The sequence below is a fragment of the Streptomyces sp. ICC1 genome, from assembly GCF_003287935.1.
In the GTDB taxonomy this organism is placed as follows: Bacteria; Actinomycetota; Actinomycetes; order Streptomycetales; family Streptomycetaceae; genus Streptomyces; species Streptomyces tritrimontium.
This window is the reverse complement of the sequence record NZ_CP030287.1, coordinates 7,116,540-7,137,027: the sequence shown is the minus strand read 5'-3', so window position 1 is coordinate 7,137,027 and position 20,488 is coordinate 7,116,540. Positions and strand designations below refer to the sequence as shown.

21 protein-coding genes are annotated in these 20,488 nt (G+C 71.2%); 12 read left to right on the top strand and 9 right to left on the bottom strand.

The window, feature by feature from the left end; all coding sequences use genetic code 11:
• Positions 1-194: 194 nt before the first annotated feature.
• Positions 195-2,171, top strand: coding sequence for an AAA family ATPase (locus DRB96_RS33410; RefSeq protein ID WP_239516924.1), 1,977 nt, complete (start codon positions 195-197; stop codon positions 2,169-2,171).
• Between the two features lie 126 nt (positions 2,172-2,297).
• Here DRB96_RS33410 and DRB96_RS33405 read toward each other — a convergent pair whose 3' ends face one another.
• Positions 2,298-2,993 (bottom strand): copper homeostasis protein CutC, encoded by a 696-nt coding sequence (locus DRB96_RS33405; protein ID WP_112451813.1) that lies wholly within the window; start codon positions 2,991-2,993, stop codon positions 2,298-2,300.
• 134 nt (positions 2,994-3,127) lie between these two features.
• Between DRB96_RS33405 and DRB96_RS33400 the strand changes: the two genes are divergently transcribed.
• On the top strand, positions 3,128-3,850 hold the full coding sequence (locus tag DRB96_RS33400; protein WP_239516579.1) for a hypothetical protein: 723 nt from the start codon (positions 3,128-3,130) through the stop codon (positions 3,848-3,850).
• Positions 3,851-3,927: 77 nt separating this feature from the next.
• Positions 3,928-5,139 carry a Cmx/CmrA family chloramphenicol efflux MFS transporter gene (locus DRB96_RS33395; protein WP_112454014.1) on the top strand — a complete coding sequence of 404 codons (1,212 nt, stop codon included), beginning with the start codon at positions 3,928-3,930 and terminating at the stop codon, positions 5,137-5,139.
• Positions 5,140-5,142: 3 nt separating this feature from the next.
• Here DRB96_RS33395 and DRB96_RS33390 read toward each other — a convergent pair whose 3' ends face one another.
• Genes DRB96_RS33390 through DRB96_RS33380 form a run of 3 tightly spaced genes read right to left on the bottom strand, consistent with a single transcriptional unit; the run spans position 5,143 to position 6,428 of the window.
• The gene (locus DRB96_RS33390) at positions 5,143-5,703 is read right to left on the bottom strand and encodes an SMI1/KNR4 family protein (protein WP_112451812.1); all 561 of its coding nucleotides are present in this window, start codon (positions 5,701-5,703) and stop codon (positions 5,143-5,145) included.
• A 49-nt stretch (positions 5,704-5,752) separates the two neighbouring features.
• Entirely contained in the window at positions 5,753-6,019 is a 267-nt protein-coding gene (locus tag DRB96_RS33385; RefSeq protein ID WP_112451811.1) for a DUF4031 domain-containing protein, read from the bottom strand.
• Between the two features lie 7 nt (positions 6,020-6,026).
• Entirely contained in the window at positions 6,027-6,428 is a 402-nt protein-coding gene (locus DRB96_RS33380; protein WP_112454012.1) for a hypothetical protein, read from the bottom strand.
• A gap of 584 nt (positions 6,429-7,012) precedes the next feature.
• Here DRB96_RS33380 and rpsO point away from each other — a divergent pair.
• The 5 genes from rpsO (at position 7,013) to DRB96_RS33355 (ending at position 12,619) form a co-directional block, all read left to right on the top strand.
• On the top strand, positions 7,013-7,300 hold the full coding sequence (gene rpsO / locus DRB96_RS33375) for a 30S ribosomal protein S15 (RefSeq protein WP_112451810.1): 288 nt from the start codon (positions 7,013-7,015) through the stop codon (positions 7,298-7,300).
• 286 nt (positions 7,301-7,586) lie between these two features.
• On the top strand, positions 7,587-9,809 hold the full coding sequence (locus tag DRB96_RS33370) for a polyribonucleotide nucleotidyltransferase (protein ID WP_112451809.1): 2,223 nt from the start codon (positions 7,587-7,589) through the stop codon (positions 9,807-9,809).
• On the top strand, positions 9,806-11,185 hold the full coding sequence (locus tag DRB96_RS33365; protein ID WP_112451808.1) for a pitrilysin family protein: 1,380 nt from the start codon (positions 9,806-9,808) through the stop codon (positions 11,183-11,185). The genes DRB96_RS33370 and DRB96_RS33365 overlap by 4 nt, the downstream gene beginning before the upstream one ends.
• A gap of 216 nt (positions 11,186-11,401) precedes the next feature.
• Positions 11,402-12,154 carry a 4-hydroxy-tetrahydrodipicolinate reductase gene (gene dapB / locus DRB96_RS33360; protein WP_112451807.1) on the top strand — a complete coding sequence of 251 codons (753 nt, stop codon included), beginning with the start codon at positions 11,402-11,404 and terminating at the stop codon, positions 12,152-12,154.
• A gap of 18 nt (positions 12,155-12,172) precedes the next feature.
• On the top strand, positions 12,173-12,619 hold the full coding sequence (locus DRB96_RS33355; RefSeq protein WP_112451806.1) for a hypothetical protein: 447 nt from the start codon (positions 12,173-12,175) through the stop codon (positions 12,617-12,619).
• A gap of 57 nt (positions 12,620-12,676) precedes the next feature.
• On the opposite strand, the gene DRB96_RS33350 is transcribed toward DRB96_RS33355, so the two are convergent.
• Entirely contained in the window at positions 12,677-13,231 is a 555-nt protein-coding gene (locus DRB96_RS33350; protein WP_112451805.1) for a PH domain-containing protein, read from the bottom strand.
• Between the two features lie 48 nt (positions 13,232-13,279).
• Positions 13,280-13,519, bottom strand: coding sequence for a hypothetical protein (locus DRB96_RS33345; RefSeq protein ID WP_112451804.1), 240 nt, complete (start codon positions 13,517-13,519; stop codon positions 13,280-13,282).
• A 487-nt stretch (positions 13,520-14,006) separates the two neighbouring features.
• Between DRB96_RS33345 and dapA the strand changes: the two genes are divergently transcribed.
• The 4 genes from dapA to DRB96_RS33320 all read left to right on the top strand — a co-directional run bounded on the left by dapA (position 14,007) and on the right by DRB96_RS33320 (position 18,945).
• Entirely contained in the window at positions 14,007-14,906 is a 900-nt protein-coding gene (dapA, locus tag DRB96_RS33340) for a 4-hydroxy-tetrahydrodipicolinate synthase (protein ID WP_112451803.1), read from the top strand.
• 114 nt (positions 14,907-15,020) lie between these two features.
• Positions 15,021-16,706 carry a ribonuclease J gene (locus tag DRB96_RS33335; protein WP_112454010.1) on the top strand — a complete coding sequence of 562 codons (1,686 nt, stop codon included), beginning with the start codon at positions 15,021-15,023 and terminating at the stop codon, positions 16,704-16,706.
• 568 nt (positions 16,707-17,274) lie between these two features.
• Complete coding sequence (locus DRB96_RS33325) at positions 17,275-18,141, top strand: DNA-formamidopyrimidine glycosylase family protein (protein ID WP_112451802.1); 867 nt, start codon at positions 17,275-17,277, stop codon at positions 18,139-18,141.
• A gap of 36 nt (positions 18,142-18,177) precedes the next feature.
• Positions 18,178-18,945, top strand: coding sequence for an SDR family NAD(P)-dependent oxidoreductase (locus DRB96_RS33320; protein ID WP_112451801.1), 768 nt, complete (start codon positions 18,178-18,180; stop codon positions 18,943-18,945).
• Here DRB96_RS33320 and DRB96_RS45295 read toward each other — a convergent pair.
• From DRB96_RS45295 to DRB96_RS33305, 3 genes are all read right to left on the bottom strand, one after another.
• Positions 18,893-19,255: a hypothetical protein gene (locus tag DRB96_RS45295; protein ID WP_112454008.1), complete on the bottom strand. Its 363-nt coding sequence runs from the start codon at positions 19,253-19,255 to the stop codon at positions 18,893-18,895. The genes DRB96_RS33320 and DRB96_RS45295 overlap by 53 nt on opposite strands.
• 188 nt (positions 19,256-19,443) lie before the next feature.
• Positions 19,444-19,824, bottom strand: a complete 381-nt coding sequence (locus DRB96_RS33310; RefSeq protein WP_112451800.1) for a helix-turn-helix transcriptional regulator — start codon at positions 19,822-19,824, stop codon at positions 19,444-19,446.
• A 109-nt stretch (positions 19,825-19,933) separates the two neighbouring features.
• Positions 19,934-20,461: a CinA family protein gene (locus DRB96_RS33305; RefSeq protein ID WP_112451799.1), complete on the bottom strand. Its 528-nt coding sequence runs from the start codon at positions 20,459-20,461 to the stop codon at positions 19,934-19,936.
• Between the last annotated feature and the right edge of the window lie 27 nt (positions 20,462-20,488).

Sequence of the window (20,488 nt, the reverse complement as noted above, 5' to 3'; positions counted from 1 at the left end):
CCGTCCCGCACCACGCAGTCACCCCAGCAGCTGGAGGCAGTTCCGTGCCCGCGCACGCCCACGTCACCGACCTCGCCGCAGACGCCGACGCCACCACCGCAGCCCCCGCCTCGGCCCCCGCCGCAGCCGCCGACACCGGCCCCCTGGGCCGCGAGCGCGCCCACCTCAGCGCCTCCCGCTCCGCGCTCCGCGCGATGCGCGAGGACGTCGAGGCCCTCGACATCCGCGACGTCACCGCCAACTGGGTCAACGCGATCGTCCTGCAGGCCCAGATCGACGACCGCATCAAGGCCCTCGCCGACCTCTCCCACACCCCCCTCTTCTTCGGCCGCCTCGACTACCTGCACGCCCCCGGCGCCGAGCTCGCCGAAGGCGCGGAGGGCGAGCAGTTCTACATCGGCCGCCGCCACGTCCACGACGCCGGCGGCGACCCCATGGTGATCGACTGGCGCGCGCCCGTCTCCCAGCCCTTCTACCGCGCCTCCAAGGCCGACCCGCAGGACGTCTCGCTGCGCCGCCGCTTCGGCTACACCGGCGGCGAGCTGACCGCGTACGAGGACGAGCACCTCTCCGACCCGGCCGAGGCGGCCGCGACCGTCAGCAAGCTGCTCCAGCAGGAGATCGAGCGCCCGCGCGTCGGCCCCATGCGCGACATCGTCGCCACGATCCAGCCCGAGCAGGACGAGATCGTCCGCTCCGACCTGTCCGGCTCCGTCTGCGTCCAGGGCGGTCCCGGCACCGGCAAGACGGCGGTCGGCCTGCACCGGGTCGCCTACCTCCTCTACGCGCACCGCGACCGGCTCGCCCGTACCGGCACCCTGGTCATCGGGCCGAACCGTTCCTTCCTGCACTACATCGAGCAGGTCCTGCCGGCCCTCGGCGAGCTGGAGGTCAAGCAGGCCACGGTCGACGACCTGGTCGCCCGCGCGGACCTGGAGGTACGCGGTGCGGACGCCGCCGAAACCGCCGTCGTCAAGGGCGACGCCCGGATGGCGCGGGTGCTGCGCCGCGCGGTCCACTCGCACGTGGCGGAGCCGGTCGAGCCGCTGATGGTGGTGCGCGGATCGCGGCGCTGGCGGGTGCCGGCGTACGAGCTCGCGGAGATCGTCGCCGAGCTGCAGAACCGCGACATCCGCTACGGCGCCGCGCGCGACGCGCTGCCGCAGCGGATCGCGCACACGGTCCTCGTACGGATGGAACAGGCGGGCGAGGCCCCGGACGACCGGGTCCAGGACGCGGTGGCGCGCAATCCCGCCGTGAAGGCCGTGGTCAAAGCGGTGTGGCCGCTGGTGGAGCCGGCGAAGCTGGTCCTGCGGCTGCTCTCGGACCCGGAGTTCCTCGCGGAGCACGCGGAGGGGATCCTGTCGCAGGACGAGCAGCGGCTGCTCCTCTGGCCGAAGCCGTACCGCAGCGTGAAGTCGGTGAAGTGGTCGGCGGCGGACCTGGTCCTCATCGACGAGGCCACGGACCTGGTGGAGCGCACGCACTCGCTCGGCCACGTCGTCCTCGACGAGGCGCAGGACCTGTCCCCGATGCAGTACCGGGCGGTCGGGCGCCGCTGCACGACGGGCTCGGCGACGATCCTGGGCGACCTCGCGCAGGGCACGACCCCGTGGGCGACGCGCGGCTGGGACGAGGCGCTGGAGCACCTGGGCAAGCCGGGTGCGGTGCTGGAGGAGCTGACGGCGGGCTTCCGCGTGCCGCGCGAGGTGATCGCCTACGCCTCCCGCCTGCTCCCGTCGATCTCGCCGGGGCTGGCGCCGGTCTCCTCGGTGCGCGAGACGCCGGGCTCGCTGGTGGTGTCGCCGGTCGCGGATCCGACGGCGGCGGCCGTGGACGCCTGCCGGGCCTCGCTCGCGCACGAGGGCTCGATCGGCCTGATCGCGGCGGACGCGCGGATCCCCGAGCTGGCGCAGGCCCTGCTGGCGGCGGACCTGCCGTACCTCTCCCCGGGCGAGGAGACGACGGCCCAGTCCCGGCTCACCCTCGTGCCGGCGTCGCTGGCGAAGGGCCTGGAGTACGACTACGTCGTCCTGGACGAGCCGGCGGCGATCGTCGCGGGCGAGCCGGACGAGCGGACGGGGCTGCGCCGCCTGTACGTCTGCCTCACCCGGGCCGTCTCGGGCCTGACCCTCCTCCACGCGACCCCGCTGCCGGAGGCGCTGGCGTAGCCCCGTCCGGGGCCGGATCTTCCGGCCCCGCCGGCGGCCCGGGTCCACGTCCGAGTCCCGGACCGGTCCCGGGTCCGAGTCCCGGACCGGTCCCGGGTCCGGGCCCCGGGTCCGCGTCCCGGACCGTCAGGACAGGGCCGCGCGCCACTCCGCGACCGCCGCCGCCGAGACCGGGTGCTCCCACCCGGAGGGCCGGGCCGCGCTGCCGATGTGGAAGGCGTCGACGCCCGCCGCCCGCAGCACCGGCAGGTGCGACAGGGTCAGCCCGCCGCCCACCAGGATCCGCGCCTCGTACCCGGGCGCCCCCGCGCTCGCCGCCTCGGCCAGCAGCACCGGCAGCCCCTCGTCGACGCCGCCGGCCGCGCCCGCCGTCAGGTAGGTGTCCAAGCCGGGCAGCTCCGCCAGCGCCTTGCGGAGCTGGTCGCGGTCCGCCGTGCGGTCGATCGCCCGGTGGAAGGTCCACCGGCAGCCGTCGAGCTCCGCGACGACCGCCTCGACGGCGGCCAGGTCCGGGCTGCCGTCCGGGTGCAGGAAGCCGAGGACGAATTCCTCCGCCCCCTCCGCGCGCAGCGCCCGCGTCTCCGCCACCAGACGTGCCAGGTCCTCGGCGGAGCCCGCCGAGAAGCCGTCCGCCTTGCGGAGCATCACGCGCAGGGGGATGTCGACCGCCGCTCTGATCCCCGCGAAGGTCTCGCGCGGCGGGGTGAGCCCGTCGGCGGCCATGTCGGTGACCAGCTCGAGTCGGTCCGCCCCACCGGCCTGGGCCGCGACCGCGTCCTCCACGTCGAGGGCGATCACCTCCAGGAGCGCACGGTTGCTCATGTCATCCATCCTTCGGAAAACTGCTCGTATGACCCTTCCGGGCCAGTATGGCAAATAGGTCTAGTCCAATATCCAGGGTACGGGCCTCCGCCCACCCTTCACCAGCACAATCACGCCACCACCACAATGTGCGCATGACATCCGACGCACACGGCGGCGCGCACGAAGACACGCGGGACGCCGCACCCCACGGCACACCCGGCGCCGCACCCCACGACACGAGCGCGCTGCGCGCCCGCTGGCGGAGCACCGTCACGGCCGCCGGCGCCGACCCCGCACACGATCCCGGCCCCTACGCGGACCGCCTCCTCGCCGCCTGGGCGGAGCCGCAGCGGAAGTACCACACCACCGCGCACCTGGCCGACGTGCTCGCGCGGATCGACGTACTCGCCGACCACGCCGCGGACCCCGCCGCCGTGCGGCTCGCGGCCTGGTTCCACGACGCCGTCTACCGGCCCGACCGCTCCGAGAACGAGGAGCGCAGCGCCGTCCTCGCCGAGCGCGCCCTGCCCGAGCTCGGCATCGGCGCGGCCCGCACCGCCGAGGTGGCCCGCCTCGTCCGCCTCACCGTCACCCACGACCCCGCCCCCGGCGACACCGACGGCGAGGCCCTCTGCGACGCCGACCTCGCCGTCCTCGCCGGCGCCCCGCAGGCCTACGCCGCGTACGCGGCCGCCGTCCGCGCCGAGTACGGCTTCGTCCCCGACGAGGCCTTCCGCGCCGGCCGCGCCGCCGTCCTGCGCCAGCTGCTGGACCTGCCCCGGCTCTTCCGCACCCCGTACGGCGCCGCGCACTGGGAGGCACCGGCCCGCGCGAACCTGGCGGCCGAGCTCGCGGAGCTCTCTTCACAGACCTGAAACGATGCGCGGGAATGTGATCCCGTTCGCGCCGGTTGATGTAGTTCATGCCCGCCGCCTCAGCCGAACGCACCCGCATGCCCGTCGCCGTCTACGTCCTCGGCCTGTCCGTCTTCGCACTCGGAACCAGCGAGTTCATGCTCTCCGGACTCCTCCCGCCGATCGCCGAGGACATGGGCGTCACCATCCCGCAGGCGGGCCTGCTCATATCCGCCTTCGCGATCGGCATGGTCGTCGGCGCGCCACTGCTGGCCGTGGCCACGCTGCGGCTGCCCCGCCGCACCACGCTCGTGTCCCTGATCAGCCTCTTCGGCCTCGGACAGGTCGCGGGCGCGCTGGCCCCCTCGTACGAGCTGCTCTTCGCCTCCCGCATCGTCTCCGCGCTCGCCTGCGCCGGGTTCTGGGCGGTCGGCGCGGCCGTGGCCATCGCGATGGTCGAGCAGCACCAGCGGGCCCGCGCCATGGCGGTCATGATCGGCGGCCTCTCCATCGCCAACGTCCTCGGCGTCCCGGCCGGCGCGTTCCTCGGCGAGAGCCTGGGCTGGCGGTCCGCGTTCTGGGCGGTGGGCGCGGCCTCCGCGGTCGCGCTCGTGGGCATCCTCGCCCTGATCCCGCGGATCCCGCTGCCGGCCGAGAAGCCGACGCTCGCCCGGGAGCTGCGCATCTACCGCGACCGCCAGGTGTGGCTGTCGATCGGTGTCACCGCGCTCGCCGCGGGCGGCGTCTTCTGCGCCTTCAGCTACCTGTCCCCGCTGCTCACGGACGTGGCCGGGCTCGATTCCGGCTGGGTGCCGTGGATCCTGGGCCTCTTCGGGGTGGGCGCGCTGCTGGGCACCACCCTGGGCGGCCGGATCGCGGACGCGCACCTCTTCGGCGTGATGCTGTGGGGCATCAGCGCCTCGACGGTCTTCCTGGCGGCGCTGGCCCTGCTGGCCTCCACGGCCGCGGCGGCGATCGCCCTCTCGTTCCTGATCGGCTTCTCGGCGTTCTTCACCGCGCCGGCGCTCAACGCGCGCATGTTCAACGTCGCGGGCGCCGCCCCGACCCTGGCGGGCGCGACGACGACGGCCGCGTTCAACCTCGGCAACACCGGCGGCCCCTGGCTCGGCGGCACCGTCATCGACGCCGGCTTCGGCTTCTCCGCCACCGCCTGGGCCGGCGCGGCGATGACGGTCACCGCGATCGCCCTGGGCATCGCGGCCCTCCGCCTGGACCGCCGCACCCCCACCCCGACCCGCCTGATCGCCTCCTCCACCCCGACCCAGACCCCCGCGACACAGAAGGTCTAGGCGTCAGCGGCAGAGTTCGAAGATGTCGTCCTCGAAGGTGTCGAACTCCGCCTGCGCCTCGGCGACGATCTCGCGGGCCGGCCTGCGCGGGGTCGTCGCGTGCCGCTCCGCGAGTGCGGCCAGGGCCTCGTCCGGGCGGGGTTCGCGGTCCGGGTACAGGGCCGCCTCCAGCGGGCCGAAGCCGTCCGCCAGCACCCACAGGAAGTCGGACAGGTTCCCGGCCACCACGCCGACCTCGCCCTCCGAGCCCATGAACACCACCGGCTGCGCGGCGAGCGGCTGCCCCGGGCGGACGCGCCAGATCGCGGCGAAGCCGCCGGAGCCGTCCTGGCCGAAGACCCGGTAGGCGTCGCCGTCGAGCTCGTCGTTGGCCGTCCAGGCGCGCAGCCACTCGGTGGTCTCCGCCGCCAGGTAGAAGGCCTCGTAGGGGCTGAAGTCGACGTCCTCCCCCTCGCCCCCGTAGGGGAACTCGACCCGGGACACCTCGGTCAGGGCGGGCGGGAAGCAGCGGTCATCGTCCGTGCCGGTGCTCGTGCCGGTGCTGGTCTTGGTCGTCTCTGTCACGCGTGCAGGCTAACCAGCTCCGCTGACAGCCCGGACGCCCGGACGGGGACTACGCCGGGCGGCCCTTCGGCCGGCGCAGGCCCGCCCCCGTCAGGCGGCGGACCAGTTCCTTGCTGCCGATCTCGACCGCGCCCGCGCCCACCGCGTCCGCGTACCGCTGTTCGGGCACGTCGTAGTGGTCGCGTTCGAAGGCCTTCGCCGGGCAGCCGATGGAGGCCGCGAAGGCGTGCAGTTCCTCGAACGAGACGTCGCTGACCAGGTGCGACCACATGCGGCCGTGGCCGGGCCAGGTCGGCGGGTCGATGTACACCGTCACCGGCGGCTCATTCGCCGAGTCCGGCGCCGGGCCCGGAGGCGGCTCCGAGGACGGATCCGAGTCCGCCCACCGGCCCCACCCGCACACCGGCCTCCGAGCACACCCACATCGGGTCGGGTCCAAGCTCGGGCTCCACGTCCAGCGCGTGCGGCTCGCCGTGGCCGCAGACGGGGCACAGCGGCCAGCGCCCGTACTTCTGCAGCAGCGAGTCCTTGACGTCCTGGGCGACGAGCCCGGCGAGGTAGTCGACGCCCTCCGGCCACTGCTCCACCCACCACCGGCGGTGCGTGACCGAGTCCTCGACGAGGGAGACGACATCGGCCTCGGCGACCTCGGCCGCGACGAGATCGGCGAGTACGAGGGCGCGCGCGGTGTGCAGCGCCTGTTCCAAGGGGGTCGCGTGGTCCATGGAGACATTGTGGACCCGTACGGGCCAAGTGGCGAAGGTCCTCTTCACCTCCCGCATCCGCACCTTTCCGCAAGTGCCTTATGGCGTCTTGACGTTCCCACCCACTGAAAATAGATTTCAAGGGTGAGCAAGAACGTGAAAGAAACCTTCAGTGAGGGTACTTTTCTCTTATACGAATCTGACGCTGACTACGAACTACTATATAGAGTGTGTCGAGGGCATCGACAAAGGGGTCAAGGGAACAGTCGGAAATGCGCTGGCCATTCCCCACCGGCGCGTGCCACCCTTCTGGAAGCACGGCCGCCAGACCTCACCGAGACGGCCGTACCACTCGGCCCGGTCCCACCGGTCCCGCCGGCCAGGTCCCGCCGTACCCGGCACATCCGCCCGGTCCCGTGCTCTCACCAGCTGAGACGGGGCGCATCGGCAGCCTGGTACGCTGTGTGACGGCCGCTTGTGTACGCGCCCCCGGAATCTTCCGGAGACTGCGCTCAGCGGACCCCGCCTCCCGAGTTACGGAAGCTCCCCAGAGAATTCGACCTGGGGCACTCGGTGGCAACGAAGACCTATTACGAGGAGTACGCGTGCCGCTCGACGCCGCAACGAAGAAGCAGCTCATCGCAGAATTTGGTGCCAAGGAGGGCGACACCGGCTCCCCCGAGGTCCAGGTCGCGATGCTGTCCCGCCGCATCTCGGACCTGACCGAGCACCTGAAGGCCCACAAGCACGACCACCACTCCCGTCGTGGTCTGCTGATCCTGGTCGGCCAGCGCCGCCGCCTTCTGCAGTACCTGGCCAAGAAGGACATCCAGCGCTTCCGTACGCTGGTCGAGCGCCTCGGCATCCGCCGCGGTGCGGCCGGCGCCAAGTAAAGACGCTGTGAAGGGAGCGGTTCCCACACTTGAGGGGGCCGCTCCCTTTGCTGTACGTGCGCGACGTACCGGACGCTTTGTAGTCTGGAACCACGTGCACAACTGAAGAGGGGGAGCGCCCTCCCTACGCCGCCGGTCCTCGGTAGTGGCACCCGGAATGCCCGCAACGGGCTCGAACCCCGGATGCTTCGATCGAAGACCGGCCCGCACGCAAGGAGCGCTTCTCCGCAACCGTCCACCACCACACGGGTGGCGGACGGAGACGACGAAAATGGAGAAAACGCTAGTGGAGAACGAGACCCACTACGCCGAGGCCGTCATTGACAACGGTTCCTTCGGCACCCGCACCATCCGCTTCGAGACGGGCCGTCTGGCCCGCCAGGCCGCCGGCTCCGCCGTTGCCTACCTGGACGACGACACGATGGTGCTTTCCGCCACCACCGCGTCGAAGAAGCCCAAGGACCAGCTCGACTTCTTCCCCCTCACGGTGGACGTCGAGGAGCGCCAGTACGCGGCCGGCAAGATCCCCGGTTCCTTCTTCCGCCGCGAGGGCCGCCCCTCCGAGGACGCGATCCTCACCTGCCGCCTGATCGACCGCCCGCTGCGCCCGTCCTTCAAGAAGGGCCTGCGCAACGAGATCCAGGTCGTCGCCACGATCATGGCGCTCAACCCCGACCACCTGTACGACGTCGTGGCGATCAACGCCGCCTCCGCGTCCACCCAGCTGGCCGGTCTGCCCTTCTCCGGCCCGATCGGCGGCGTCCGCGTCGCGCTGATCCGCGGCCAGTGGGTCGCGTTCCCGACGCACACCGAGCTCGAGGACGCCGTCTTCGACATGGTCGTCGCGGGCCGCGTGCTCGAGGACGGCGACGTCGCGATCATGATGGTCGAGGCCGAGGCCACCGAGAAGACCATCGCCCTGGTCAAGGACGGCGCCGAGGCGCCGACCGAGGAGGTCGTGGCCGCCGGCCTCGACGCCTCGAAGCCCTTCATCAAGGCCCTCTGCAAGGCCCAGGCCGACCTGGCCGCCAAGGCCGCCAAGCCCGAGGGCGAGTTCCCGGTCTTCCTGGACTACCAGGACGACGTCTACGAGGCCCTCTCGGCCGCGGTCAAGGGCGAGCTCTCCCAGGCGCTGACCATCGCGGGCAAGCAGGACCGCGAGGCCGAGCTGGACCGCGTCAAGGAGATCGCCGCCGAGAAGCTCCTCCCGGCCTTCGAAGGCCGCGAGAAGGAGATCTCCGCCGCGTACCGCAGCCTGACCAAGGCCCTGGTCCGCGAGCGCGTCATCAAGGACAAGGTCCGCATCGACGGCCGCGGGATCACGGACATCCGTACCCTCGCCGCCGAGGTCGAGGCCATCCCGCGCGTGCACGGCTCGGCGCTGTTCGAGCGTGGCGAGACCCAGATCCTGGGCGTCACCACCCTGAACATGCTCCGCATGGAGCAGCAGCTGGACACCCTCTCCCCGGTGACCCGCAAGCGCTACATGCACAACTACAACTTCCCGCCGTACTCGGTCGGCGAGACCGGCCGCGTCGGTTCGCCGAAGCGCCGCGAGATCGGCCACGGCGCGCTCGCCGAGCGCGCGATCGTGCCGGTCCTCCCGACGCGCGAGGAGTTCCCCTACGCGATCCGTCAGGTGTCCGAGGCCCTCGGCTCCAACGGTTCGACGTCCATGGGCTCGGTCTGCGCCTCCACCATGTCCCTGCTGAACGCCGGTGTGCCCCTCAAGGCCCCCGTCGCCGGCATCGCCATGGGTCTGATCTCGCAGGAGATCGACGGCAAGACCCACTACGTCGCCCTCACCGACATCCTCGGTGCGGAAGACGCCTTCGGTGACATGGACTTCAAGGTCGCCGGCACCAAGGAGTTCGTCACCGCGCTCCAGCTGGACACCAAGCTCGACGGCATCCCGGCCTCGGTTCTGGCCGCCGCCCTCAAGCAGGCGCGCGACGCCCGCCTCCACATCCTCGACGTGATGATGGAAGCGATCGACACGCCGGACGCCATGTCCCCGTTCGCCCCGCGGATCATCACCGTCAAGATCCCGGTGGATAAGATCGGTGAGGTCATCGGCCCCAAGGGCAAGATGATCAACCAGATCCAGGAGGACACCGGCGCCGAGATCACGATCGAGGACGACGGCACCATCTACATCGGTGCCTCCGACGGCCCGGCCGCCGAGGCCGCCCGCGCCACGATCAACCAGATCGCCAACCCGACCATGCCGGAGGTCGGCGAGCGCTACCTGGGTACGGTCGTCAAGACCACCACCTTCGGTGCCTTCGTCTCCCTCATGCCCGGCAAGGACGGCCTGCTGCACATCTCGCAGATCCGCAAGCTCGCCGGTGGCAAGCGCGTGGAGAACGTCGAGGACGTGCTCGCGGTCGGCGCCAAGGTCCAGGTCGAGATCGGCGAGATCGACTCGCGCGGCAAGCTCTCCCTGATCCCCGTGATCGACGGCGAGGCCGCCGGCGACGACGCTGACAAGGACGACTCCGACAAGTGATGTCGCGTAGTTCCCGTGTGACGGCCCGCCCCTCTTCGGAGGGGCGGGCCGTCGCCCGTACCCAAACACTGCTCAAGGGCGCAGGCGGCATCGGCACCGTCCGCCGCACGGTCCTCCCCGGTGGACTGCGCGTCGTCACCGAGACGCTGCCGTCCGTCCGCTCCGCCACCTTCGGGATCTGGGCGCACGTCGGCTCCCGGGACGAGACGCCGTCGCTGAACGGCGCCACGCACTACCTGGAGCACCTCCTCTTCAAGGGCACTGAGAAGCGCAGTGCCCTCGACATCTCCTCCGCGATCGACGCGGTCGGCGGCGAGATGAACGCCTTCACGGCGAAGGAGTACACCTGCTATTACGCGCGGGTGCTCGACACGGACCTGCCGCTGGCCATCGACGTCGTGTGCGACATGCTCACCGGCTCGCTGATCCTCGAATCCGATGTCGACGCCGAGCGCGGAGTCATCCTCGAAGAGATCGCGATGACCGAGGACGACCCGGGCGACATGGTCCACGACCTGTTCGCCCAGACCATGTACGGGGACACCCCGCTCGGGCGCCCCGTCCTCGGCACGGTCGACACGATCAACGCGCTCACCGCCGACCGGATCCGCCGCTTCTACAAGAAGCACTACGACCCCACCCACCTGGTCGTGGCCGCCGCGGGCAACGTCGACCACAACAAGGTCGTGCGCCAGGTCCGCGCCGCGTTCGAGAAGGCCGGCGCGCTGACCCGCACCGACGCCGAACCGGTGGGCCCGCGCTCCGGCACCAAGCGGATCCGCACCTCCGGCCGCGTCGAGCTGGTCAACCGCAAGACCGAGCAGGCCCACGTGGTCCTCGGCATGCCGGCCCTGGCCCGCACCGACGAGCGCCGCTGGGCGCTCGGCGTGCTGAACACGGCGCTCGGCGGAGGCATGTCCTCCCGCCTCTTCCAGGAGGTCCGCGAGAAGCGCGGCCTGGCCTACAGCGTGTACTCGTACACCTCCGGCTTCGCCGACACCGGCCTCTTCGGCGTCTACGCCGGGTGCCGCCCGAGCCAGGTCCACGACGTACTGCGGATCTGCCGCGACGAGCTCGACAAGGTCGCCGCCGACGGGCTCACCGACGAGGAGATCCGGCGGGCCGTCGGCCAGCTTTCCGGCTCCACCGTCCTCGGCCTGGAGGACACCGGCGCGATCATGAACCGCATCGGCAAGAGCGAGCTGTGCTGGGGCGACCAGATGTCGGTCGACGACATGCTGGCCCGGATCGCCGCCGTGACCCCGGACGAGGTCCGGTCGGTCGCACAGGATGTACTGGCCCAGCGGCCCTCCCTCGCGGTGATCGGCCCGCTGAAGGAGAAGCAGGCGGCCCGTCTCGACGAAGTGGTCGCCTAGTGCTGTGACCGGAAGGGTCCACCGGGTCGCGGCGCCCGGCACGGCACCTCGCCGCGTTGTCGGACCACGGCGGTACGTCCGGTACGAGGCGTGGCCCTCCGTCCGGGGGCCCCTCCCGGCGGTAGCTGGGGGAGATGCACCGCACCGGACACCGCGACCCGGCAAACCTTCCCGGCCACAGCACTAGTCCCGTACACACGTAAGGAAGCAAGCAACATGAGCAAGCTGCGCGTGGCAGTCCTCGGCGCCCACGGCCGTATCGGCTCCGAGGCGGTCAAGGCCGTCGAGGCCGCCGAAGACATGGAGCTGGTGGCCGCCCTCGGCCGCGGCGACAAGCTGGAGACGCTGGCCGAGGCCGGCGCCCAGGTCGCGGTCGAGCTGACCACACCCGCCTCGGTGATGGAGAACCTCGACTTCCTCATCCGCCACGGCATCCACGGAGTGGTCGGCACCACCGGCTGGACCGAGGGCCGCCTCGCCCAGCTGAACACCTGGCTCGCCGGCTCGCCGGCGACGGGCGTGCTCATCGCCCCGAACTTCTCCATCGGCGCCGTCCTCACGATGAAGTTCGCCGCCCAGGCCGCCCGGTACTTCGAGTCCGTCGAGGTCGTCGAGCTGCACCACCCCAACAAGGTCGACGCCCCCTCCGGCACGGCGACCCGTACGGCGCAGCTCATCGCGGCCGCCCGCGCCGAGGCCGGCCTCGGCGCGCAGCCCGACGCCACCGCCACCGCCCTCGACGGCGCGCGCGGCGCGGACGTCGACGGCGTCCCGGTCCACGCGATCCGCCTGCGCGGCCTGCTGGCCCACCAGGAGGTCCTCCTCGGCGGCGAGGGCGAGACCCTGACCATCCGTCACGACTCCCTGCACCACAGCAGCTTCATGCCGGGCATCCTGCTCGGCGCGCGCCGCGTGACGCAGACCCCGGGCCTCACGTTCGGCCTGGAAAACTTCCTCGAACTCGGCTGACGAGCAGGCAGCGGAACCATGCGCGCGAAGATCATCTATTTCATCACGGCCGCGGTCCTGGCGGTCTACTTCGTCCTGGCCGGCGGCCGGGGCCTGATGCTGATCCGGCTCGGGACCCCGATCACCGTCCCGTTCGGGCTGGCCGTGCTGATCCTGCCGGTCATCGGCGTGTGGTTCCTCTGGAAGAACACGCGCTTCGTCACCAAGGCCAACCAGCTCGCCACCGAGCTGGAGGCCGAGGGCGGGCTGCCCGTGGACGAGCTCGAGCGGGACAAGTACGGCCGGATCCTGCGGGATTCCGCCGACGAGGTCTTCGCGCGCCGCAAGGCCGAGACGGAGGACGCGCCGGGGGACTGGCGCAGCTGGTTCCGCCTCGCGGTCGCCTACCACGACGCCCGCGACACCCCGCGGGCCCGCAAGGCCATGCAGCGGGCGATCTCCCTGCACGACGTACCGGCCCCATGAGCAGAGAGCCCGTACAGGTCTGATTCCTGTACGGGCTCCGCGCGGACATCCGGTGGATCAGGCGGGCACGGACCGGTACTCGGCGGCCCAGGCCTCGACCGAGTCGGCGGCCCGGTCGAACGCCTCGGTCCGCGACAGGAAGTCGGCGTTGTGGTCGGTCAGCAGGACCGGCAGCGCGCCGCCGCGCGAGGCCACCGTCAGCGCCTGGCCCTGTACGGTCCTCGGCAGTCCGAGCCAGCGCACGGGCTGCTGCACGGTGCGCACCTCGTCGACCTGGCTCCACGGGATCGACCGGGTCCCGAAGAACCCCACCCGGCGAAGCCCCTTGCTGCTCACCCAGACGCCCGTGCGCAGCAGCCGCAGCGCGGATCCGACCACGGCCAGCGAGGCCGCCAGAGCGCCCAGGGCGCCGGTCCAGGTGCCCGCGGCGGTGATGATCACGGTGGCGAACAGCATGAAGGAGCCGAGCAGGAGGAGCAGCGCCGCGATGGCGACCCGCCAGGGGCCGGGGCGGTACGGACGGCGCCAGCGGTCGGGGTCCTCGTACGGGAGGGTCTCCCCGGTGTCGTGCGCGTCGAATGCGCTGTCGGCCGTCAGGAAGGGCAGGGGCACGGCAGGACCTCACTCACATGCACGTTCGGTTGGGCTGTGCCCGTGAGGCTACCGCCCCTCGGACGCCTCCGACTGCTGCGACTTCGCCGGTGCCTGGTTCGGCTGCAGTGCGGGCATCCCGAAGAGCAGCGAGCCGACGAGCCCCGCCACGACGGTCAGCCCGACCAGACTACGGGCGGCGATCTGGGTCTTGCTCAGGCTCTCGGGCGGCGGCGGAGTGACATTGCTGCGGAATCGGTCGGCCTCGGCGACGAAGGCGAACGGGACGGGTTCGCGCCGGCGGAACATGGGAGCGGTTCTCCTCACGGTCGGGGCCCCGGGGTTGCGGGGGCGGGATGGACGGGCGTTCACCATGTAGGACGTGCGAAAGCCCCGATCGGTGCCGGATTTAGGGAGATTAACGAGATTTTATGGCGGAGCGTCAGACTCGTTCGGTCCTGCCCGCCGGTTTCTTTTCTCCCCGGTGTACGCCGCGTGCGGCGCCCGCCCGCACCCGGCCCGGGCCGGCGGCCACGGGGCTCCCCTGATGCCGCTCGCGCACGAGGCCCCCGACGGCCGCGGTCGCGGTGTCCCGCAAGGCCGGAAGGGTCCGGCTGCACAGATGTACGAGCCAAGTCCGAAGTGTCCGTATTGCGACGTTTCGCAAAGTTCATCTAGGCTGATCAAACGGACCCGGCACTGCTTGAACCCCCGAGCAGGCAGTGCCGGGCTCCAACACCCTCATCACGTCCCCCGAGGGGACACCGCGAGCATGGCAGCGAGTAGCGTGTTACCCATGGCTCCGATCTCGACTCCGCAGACCCCCTTCGGGCGGGTCCTCACCGCCATGATCACGCCGTTTACGGCGGATGGCGCACTTGACCTCGACGGCGCGCAGCAGCTCGCCGTCCACCTGGTGGACGCAGGCAACGACGGCCTGATCATCAACGGCACCACCGGTGAGTCGCCGACCACCACCGACGCGGAGAAAAACGACCTCGTACGAGCCGTACTCGAAGCAGTCGGAGACCGGGCCCACGTGGTCGCGGGCATCGGCACCAACGACACCCGCCACACCCTCGAGCTCGCCCGCCAGGCCGAGCGCACCGGCGCGCACGGCCTGCTCGCGGTCACCCCGTACTACAGCAAGCCGCCGCAGGAGGGCCTCTTCCGGCACTTCACGGCGATCGCCGACGCCACCGAGCTGCCGGTCATGCTCTACGACATCCCCGGCCGCAGTGGTGTCCCGATCAACACCGAAACTCTGGTCCGGCTGGCCGAGCACCCCCGTATCGTTGCCAACAAGGACGCGAAGGGCGACCTCGGCCGCGCCAGCTGGGCCATCGCCCAGAGCGGCCTGGCCTGGTACTCGGGCGACGACATGCTGAACCTGCCGCTCCTGTCCGTCGGCGCGGTCGGCTTCGTCTCCGTGGTCGGCCACCTGGTCACCCCCGAGCTCCGCGCGATGCTCGAGGCCCACCTGGGCGGCGACGTCCAGAAGGCGACCGAGATCCACCAGAAGCTGCTCCCCGTCTTCACCGGCATGTTCCGCACCCAGGGTGTGATCACCACCAAGGGCGCGCTGAACCTGCAGGGCCTGCCCGCGGGCCCGCTGCGGCTCCCGCTGGTCGAGCTGACCGCCGAAGAGGCGGCACGGCTCAAGATCGATCTTGCCGCCGGCGGGGTACAGCTCTGACACCAGACTTCACAACTGAACAAGCAGAACCACACAAGACCAAGCAAGTGCACGAATGACATGCGTGCCGCGTGCCTCGACGGGCACGTGGCGCGCGTGGTGAAGGAGAACCTTTTGAGCCATCCGCATCCTGAACTCGGTCCGCCGCCGAAGCTCCCCAAGGGCGGCCTTCGGGTCACCCCTCTGGGCGGTCTCGGTGAGATCGGCCGCAACATGACCGTCTTCGAGTTCGACGGCCGTCTGCTGATCGTCGACTGCGGCGTCCTCTTCCCCGAAGAGGAGCAGCCGGGCATCGACCTGATCCTGCCGGACTTCTCGTCCATCAGGGATCGCCTCGACGACATCGAGGGCATCGTCCTCACGCACGGCCACGAAGACCACATCGGCGCCGTCCCGTACCTCCTCCGGGAGAAGCCGGACATCCCGCTGATCGGCTCCAAGCTGACGCTGGCCCTCATCGAGGCGAAGCTCCAGGAGCACCGCATCCGCCCCTACACCCTCGAGGTGAAGGAAGGCGAGCGCGAGAACCTCGGCCCCTTCGACTGCGAATTCATCGCGGTCAACCACTCCATCCCGGATGCCCTGGCCGTGGCCATCCGCACCGGCGCCGGCATGGTCGTCTGCACCGGCGACTTCAAGATGGACCAGCTGCCGCTGGACAAGCGCCTCACCGACCTGCACGCCTTCGCGCGTCTGAGCGAAGAGGGCATCGACCTCCTCCTCTCGGACTCGACGAACGCCGAGGTCCCGGGCTTCGTCCCGCCCGAGCGCGAGATCTCCGGCGTCCTGCGCACGGTGTTCGCCAACGCCAACAACCGGATCATCGTGGCCAGCTTCGCCAGCCACGTGCACCGGATCCAGCAGATCCTCGACGCCGCCCACGAGTACGGCCGCAGGGTCGCCTTCGTCGGCCGCTCGATGGTCCGCAACATGGGCATCGCCCGTGACCTGGGCTACCTGAAGGTCCCGGCCGGCCTCGTCGTGGACGTCAAGACCCTCGACGACCTGCCGGCCAACGAGGTCGTCCTGGTCTGCACGGGTTCCCAGGGCGAGCCGATGGCGGCCCTGTCCCGGATGGCCAACCGCGACCACCAGATCCGGATCGTCCCCGGCGACACCGTGATCCTGGCGTCGTCCCTGATCCCGGGCAACGAGAACGCGGTCTACCGCGTGATCAACGGCCTGACCCGCTGGGGCGCCAACGTCGTGCACAAGGGCAACGCCAAGGTGCACGTCTCGGGCCACGCCTCCGCCGGCGAGCTGCTGTACTTCTACAACATCTGCAAGCCGCGGAACCTGATGCCGGTCCACGGCGAATGGCGCCACCTGCGCGCCAACGCGGAGCTCGGCGCCCTGACGGGCGTCCCGAAGGACCGCATCGTCATCGCGGAGGACGGCGTCGTCGTCGACCTCATCGACGGCAAGGCGCGCATCTCCGGCAAGGTGCAGGCCGGGTACGTGTACGTGGACGGCCTCTCGGTCGGCGACGTCACGGAGGTCCACCTCAAGGACCGCAAGATCCTCGGCGACGAGGGCATCATCTCGGTCTACGTCGTGGTGGACAGCACCACGGGCAAGATCGTCAGCGGCCCGAACATCCAGGCCCGCGGCTCCGGCATCGACGACTCGGCGTTCACCGCCGTCCTGCCGAAGATCGAGGAGGCCATCGCGCGCGCAGCGGCCGACGGCGTCGCCGAACCGCACCAGATCCAGCAGCTCATCCGCCGCACGATGGGCAAGTGGGTCTCGGACGGCTACCGCCGCCGCCCGATGATCCTGCCGGTCGTCGTCGAGGTCTGACCCTCGCCGTAGCGATCTCACCGGAGCGGGGCAACCGGATTTGCATCCGGGGGCCCCGCTCCAGTACGTTTACGTCTCCACCTCGCACGGCACCCCGGTACACATGTGTGCCCGGACGGGTCGCTGCGGGCGGGTGGAATCCAGACCGGGGAAACCTGATAAAGTCTGGCTCGCCCGAAAGGGAATGGCTCTCCAATGGCCGTCCAAATCCAAGCCGAAGCGGCAAGGAAATGATCTGGTAGAGTTGGAATCGCAGGAAAGGGAAACGCGAAAGCGAAGAACCTGGAAAGCGAAACCCGTTTCGACCGGGAATTGGACACGAAAGAGTCTGATAGAGTCGGAGACACAAGAACGAAGGAAGCGCCCGGAGGAAAGCCCCAGTAAATATTACTGAGGGTGAGTACAAAGGAAGCGTCCGTTCCTTGAGAACTCAACAGCGTGCCAAAAATCAACGCCAAAAAGTTGATACCCCGTCCATTTCGGTGGATGAGGTTCCTTTGAAAAAGACCTGTGAGGTCGCGGTTCTGCCGGTGCCCGCACCGCGCCGCCACCGCGGGACAATGGCGCCATGCCCGAAGGCGACAGCGTCTACCGCGCCGCGGCCCGGCTCCGCGAGGCCCTCGCGGGCCGGGTGCTCACCCGCTCCGACCTGCGTGTCCCGCGCTTCGCCACCGCCGACCTCACCGGCCGCACCACCCTCGATGTCGTCCCCCGCGGAAAGCACCTCCTCATCCGGCTCGGCCCGGCCGCCGGGCCCGACGCCCCGACCCGCGAACCCGACACCCCCCTCACCCTGCACACCCACCTCCGCATGGACGGCGCATGGCGCGTCTTCCCGGCCGCGGCCACCGGCCCGGCCGGCCCCGCGGCCGGCCGCCCGACGCGCCCGACGCGCCCCGCCGGCCCCGCCCACGAGATCCGCGTCATCCTCGCCACCGCCGACCACACCGTCGTCGGCTACCGCCTCCCCGTCGTCGAACTGATCCGCACCGCCGAGGAACACCTCGCCGTCGGCCACCTCGGACCCGATCTCCTCGGCCCCGACTGGGACGCGGAGGCCGCCGCGGCGAACCTCCTCGCCGCCCCCGGCCGGCCCCTCGGCGAGGCCCTCCTCGATCAGCGCAACCTGGCCGGCATCGGCAACATCTACAAGGCCGAGCTCTGCTTCCTCGCCGGGCTCACCCCCTGGACCCCCGTCGGCGACATCCCGCCGGCCACGCTCCCCCGGATCGCCGCCGCCGCGCACCGGCTCCTCGACGCGAACAAGGACCGCCGCCGCAACACCACCGGCAGCCGCCGCCCCGGTCAGGAGCTCTTCGTCTACGGCCGCGCCCACCGCCCCTGCCCGCGCTGCGGCACCCCGGTCCGCGAGGCCGCGCAGGACGGCCGCCCCACGTACTGGTGCCCCCGGTGCCAATCCGGCCCGACCCCGTAGTTGACGCTCCGTCAGATCCGGTCGTACCGTCCCCGCATGCCCACACCCACTGCGTACGACCTCACCGGCCGCACCGCCCTCGTCACCGGCGCCGCCAGCGGCATAGGCCGCGCCACCGCCGTACTCCTCGCCGAGGCCGGAGCCGCCGTGCACTGCGCGGACCGCGACGCCCAGGGCCTGCGGGAGACCTCCGAGCTGATCGCCAAGACGGGCGGACGGGCGGAGGTCCACCTCCTCGACGTGACCGACCGCGCCGCCGTCAGGGCCGCGGTGGCCCGGTCCGGCCCGCTCGACATCACCGCCGCGATCGCCGGGATCATGCACAGCAGCAGCGTCCTGGACACGACCGACGAGGACCTCGACCGGGTCTTCGACATCAACTTCAAGGGCGTCCTGCGCACCTGCCAGGAGGCGGCCCGCTCCATGATCGCGGCCGGCCGTCCCGGGTCGATCATCACGATGGCCTCCGGCGCCGTGGACGCCGCCCAGCCCGGCCTGCTCTGCTACAGCGCCGCCAAGGCCGCCGTGGTCCAGCTGACCAAGACCCTGGCCACCGAGGCCGGACCGCACGGCATCCGCGTCAACGCCGTCGCGCCCGGCTGGATCCGCACCCCGATGACCGGGCGCCACGGAGCCGAGGTCCAGGAGCAGACGGAGGCGATGATGACGCGGATGTCCCCGCTGCGCCGCGTCGGCGAGCCCGAGGACGTCGCCCGAGCGGTGCTCTACCTCGCCTCGGACGCCTCGTCCTTCATGACGGGCCAGATCCTTCGTCCGAACGGTGGAGTCTCGATGCCCTGGTAGCCGCCTCCCGGGAAGGCTCCTCCCCGGCAGCCGCGGCTCCGGCGCCCACCGACCCGGCGGCCCACTCCACGCCGCCGCCACCACCGCTACCGCCGCCCTCGCCACCGGCCCCGCGCCGCCCCGCCCCGCGACGGCGGCGTACGGGCTTCGGCACGCAGTGCACGGGCAGCAGCCCCAGTCCCCATCCACCGACGGCGACCGCACCCTCCACGGGCCCCGCATCGGCCGGCGCCAGCACCAGGCGCAGCACGGCCCACCACCACAGGACGCCCACCGCGAGCGCGAGGGCCAGGCCGGCGGGTATGCGCAGCAACCGCCGCACGGTCACCTCCCAGGGGCCGGGGACCCGGACGGGCCCATCCTCCCGCACCCCTCGCGACCCCGCACCCAGAACGGCCCGGAGCCCCGGCCGGTGCCTTCAGGCACCGGCCGGGGCTCCGGCCGAAAAACTCACGCTCGCGGCGTGACCACCACGCGCCCAGCTCGCTCGAGAGCGCGTCAGGCGGCTACGACATTCACCGCTTCCACGGGCGCCTTGATGGTCACCCGTTCCGGGCCACCCGTGACCGAGGCCACGGATACCGAATTGAGCATCGGGCGGACCGGTGCGGACACCGGTTCGCTTGCCGCGGCCGACTGTGCCAGCTCGGCGAGCGACAGCTCGTCGCTGACTTCACGCATCAGCTCTGACATCCGTACGTCAAGCGCGTCGCAGATCGCGGAGAGCAGCTCGGAAGATGCCTCCTTCTGCCCCCGCTCCACCTCGGAGAGATAGCCGAGCGAAACCCGGGCGGACGAGGAGACTTCGCGCAGAGTACGGCCCTGGCGCTGGCGCTGCCGACGCAGCACGTCACCCAGCAGGCGACGGAGCAGAATCATCGGTGGCTCCCTCCTCTGACCGTGTAGCCGTAACCTTCACGCCCCACCGTACCGCCTCGCGCGGCGGCCGTGCGGGGAGCGATGTCGTGTTCACTCAGGGCTGCAAACATCAAATCCCCCCGTCCTGTTCCGTATCCTGCCCCCGCAGATTCTCGCGGAGTTCGCTCGCGAGCAGCTCGAGCACTGTCCGTGCACTCTCCCTACGGATTTCCGCGCGGGAGCCTTTCAACCTCAGCCGGGCCGTTTTCCTGCTCCCGGGACCCTCCACGGCGACGAAAACGGTGCCCACCGGCTGGCCGTCCTGCGCGTCCGGACCGGCCACTCCGGTGGTCGCGATGCCCCACGAAGCGTCCAGCACGCGCCGCACTCCGGCCGCCATCTCCTGCGCGACCTGCGCGTTCACCGCGCCTTCGGCCGCCAGCAGCTCCGCGTCCACGCCCAGCACCCGGTGCTTGAGCTCGGTCGCGTAGGCCGTGACCGAGCCGCGGAAGGAGCGGGAGGCCCCGGGGACGGCCGTGAGCTCGGCGGCCACCATGCCGCCGGTCAGCGACTCCGCCACAGCGACCGTTCCGTTACTCTGCGCGAGGAGCCGCAGCACATCTGCCGCGACCGCCCCGGTGTCCCCGTCGGCCGACACGGCATTCCGCACCGCATCCCCAGTCAC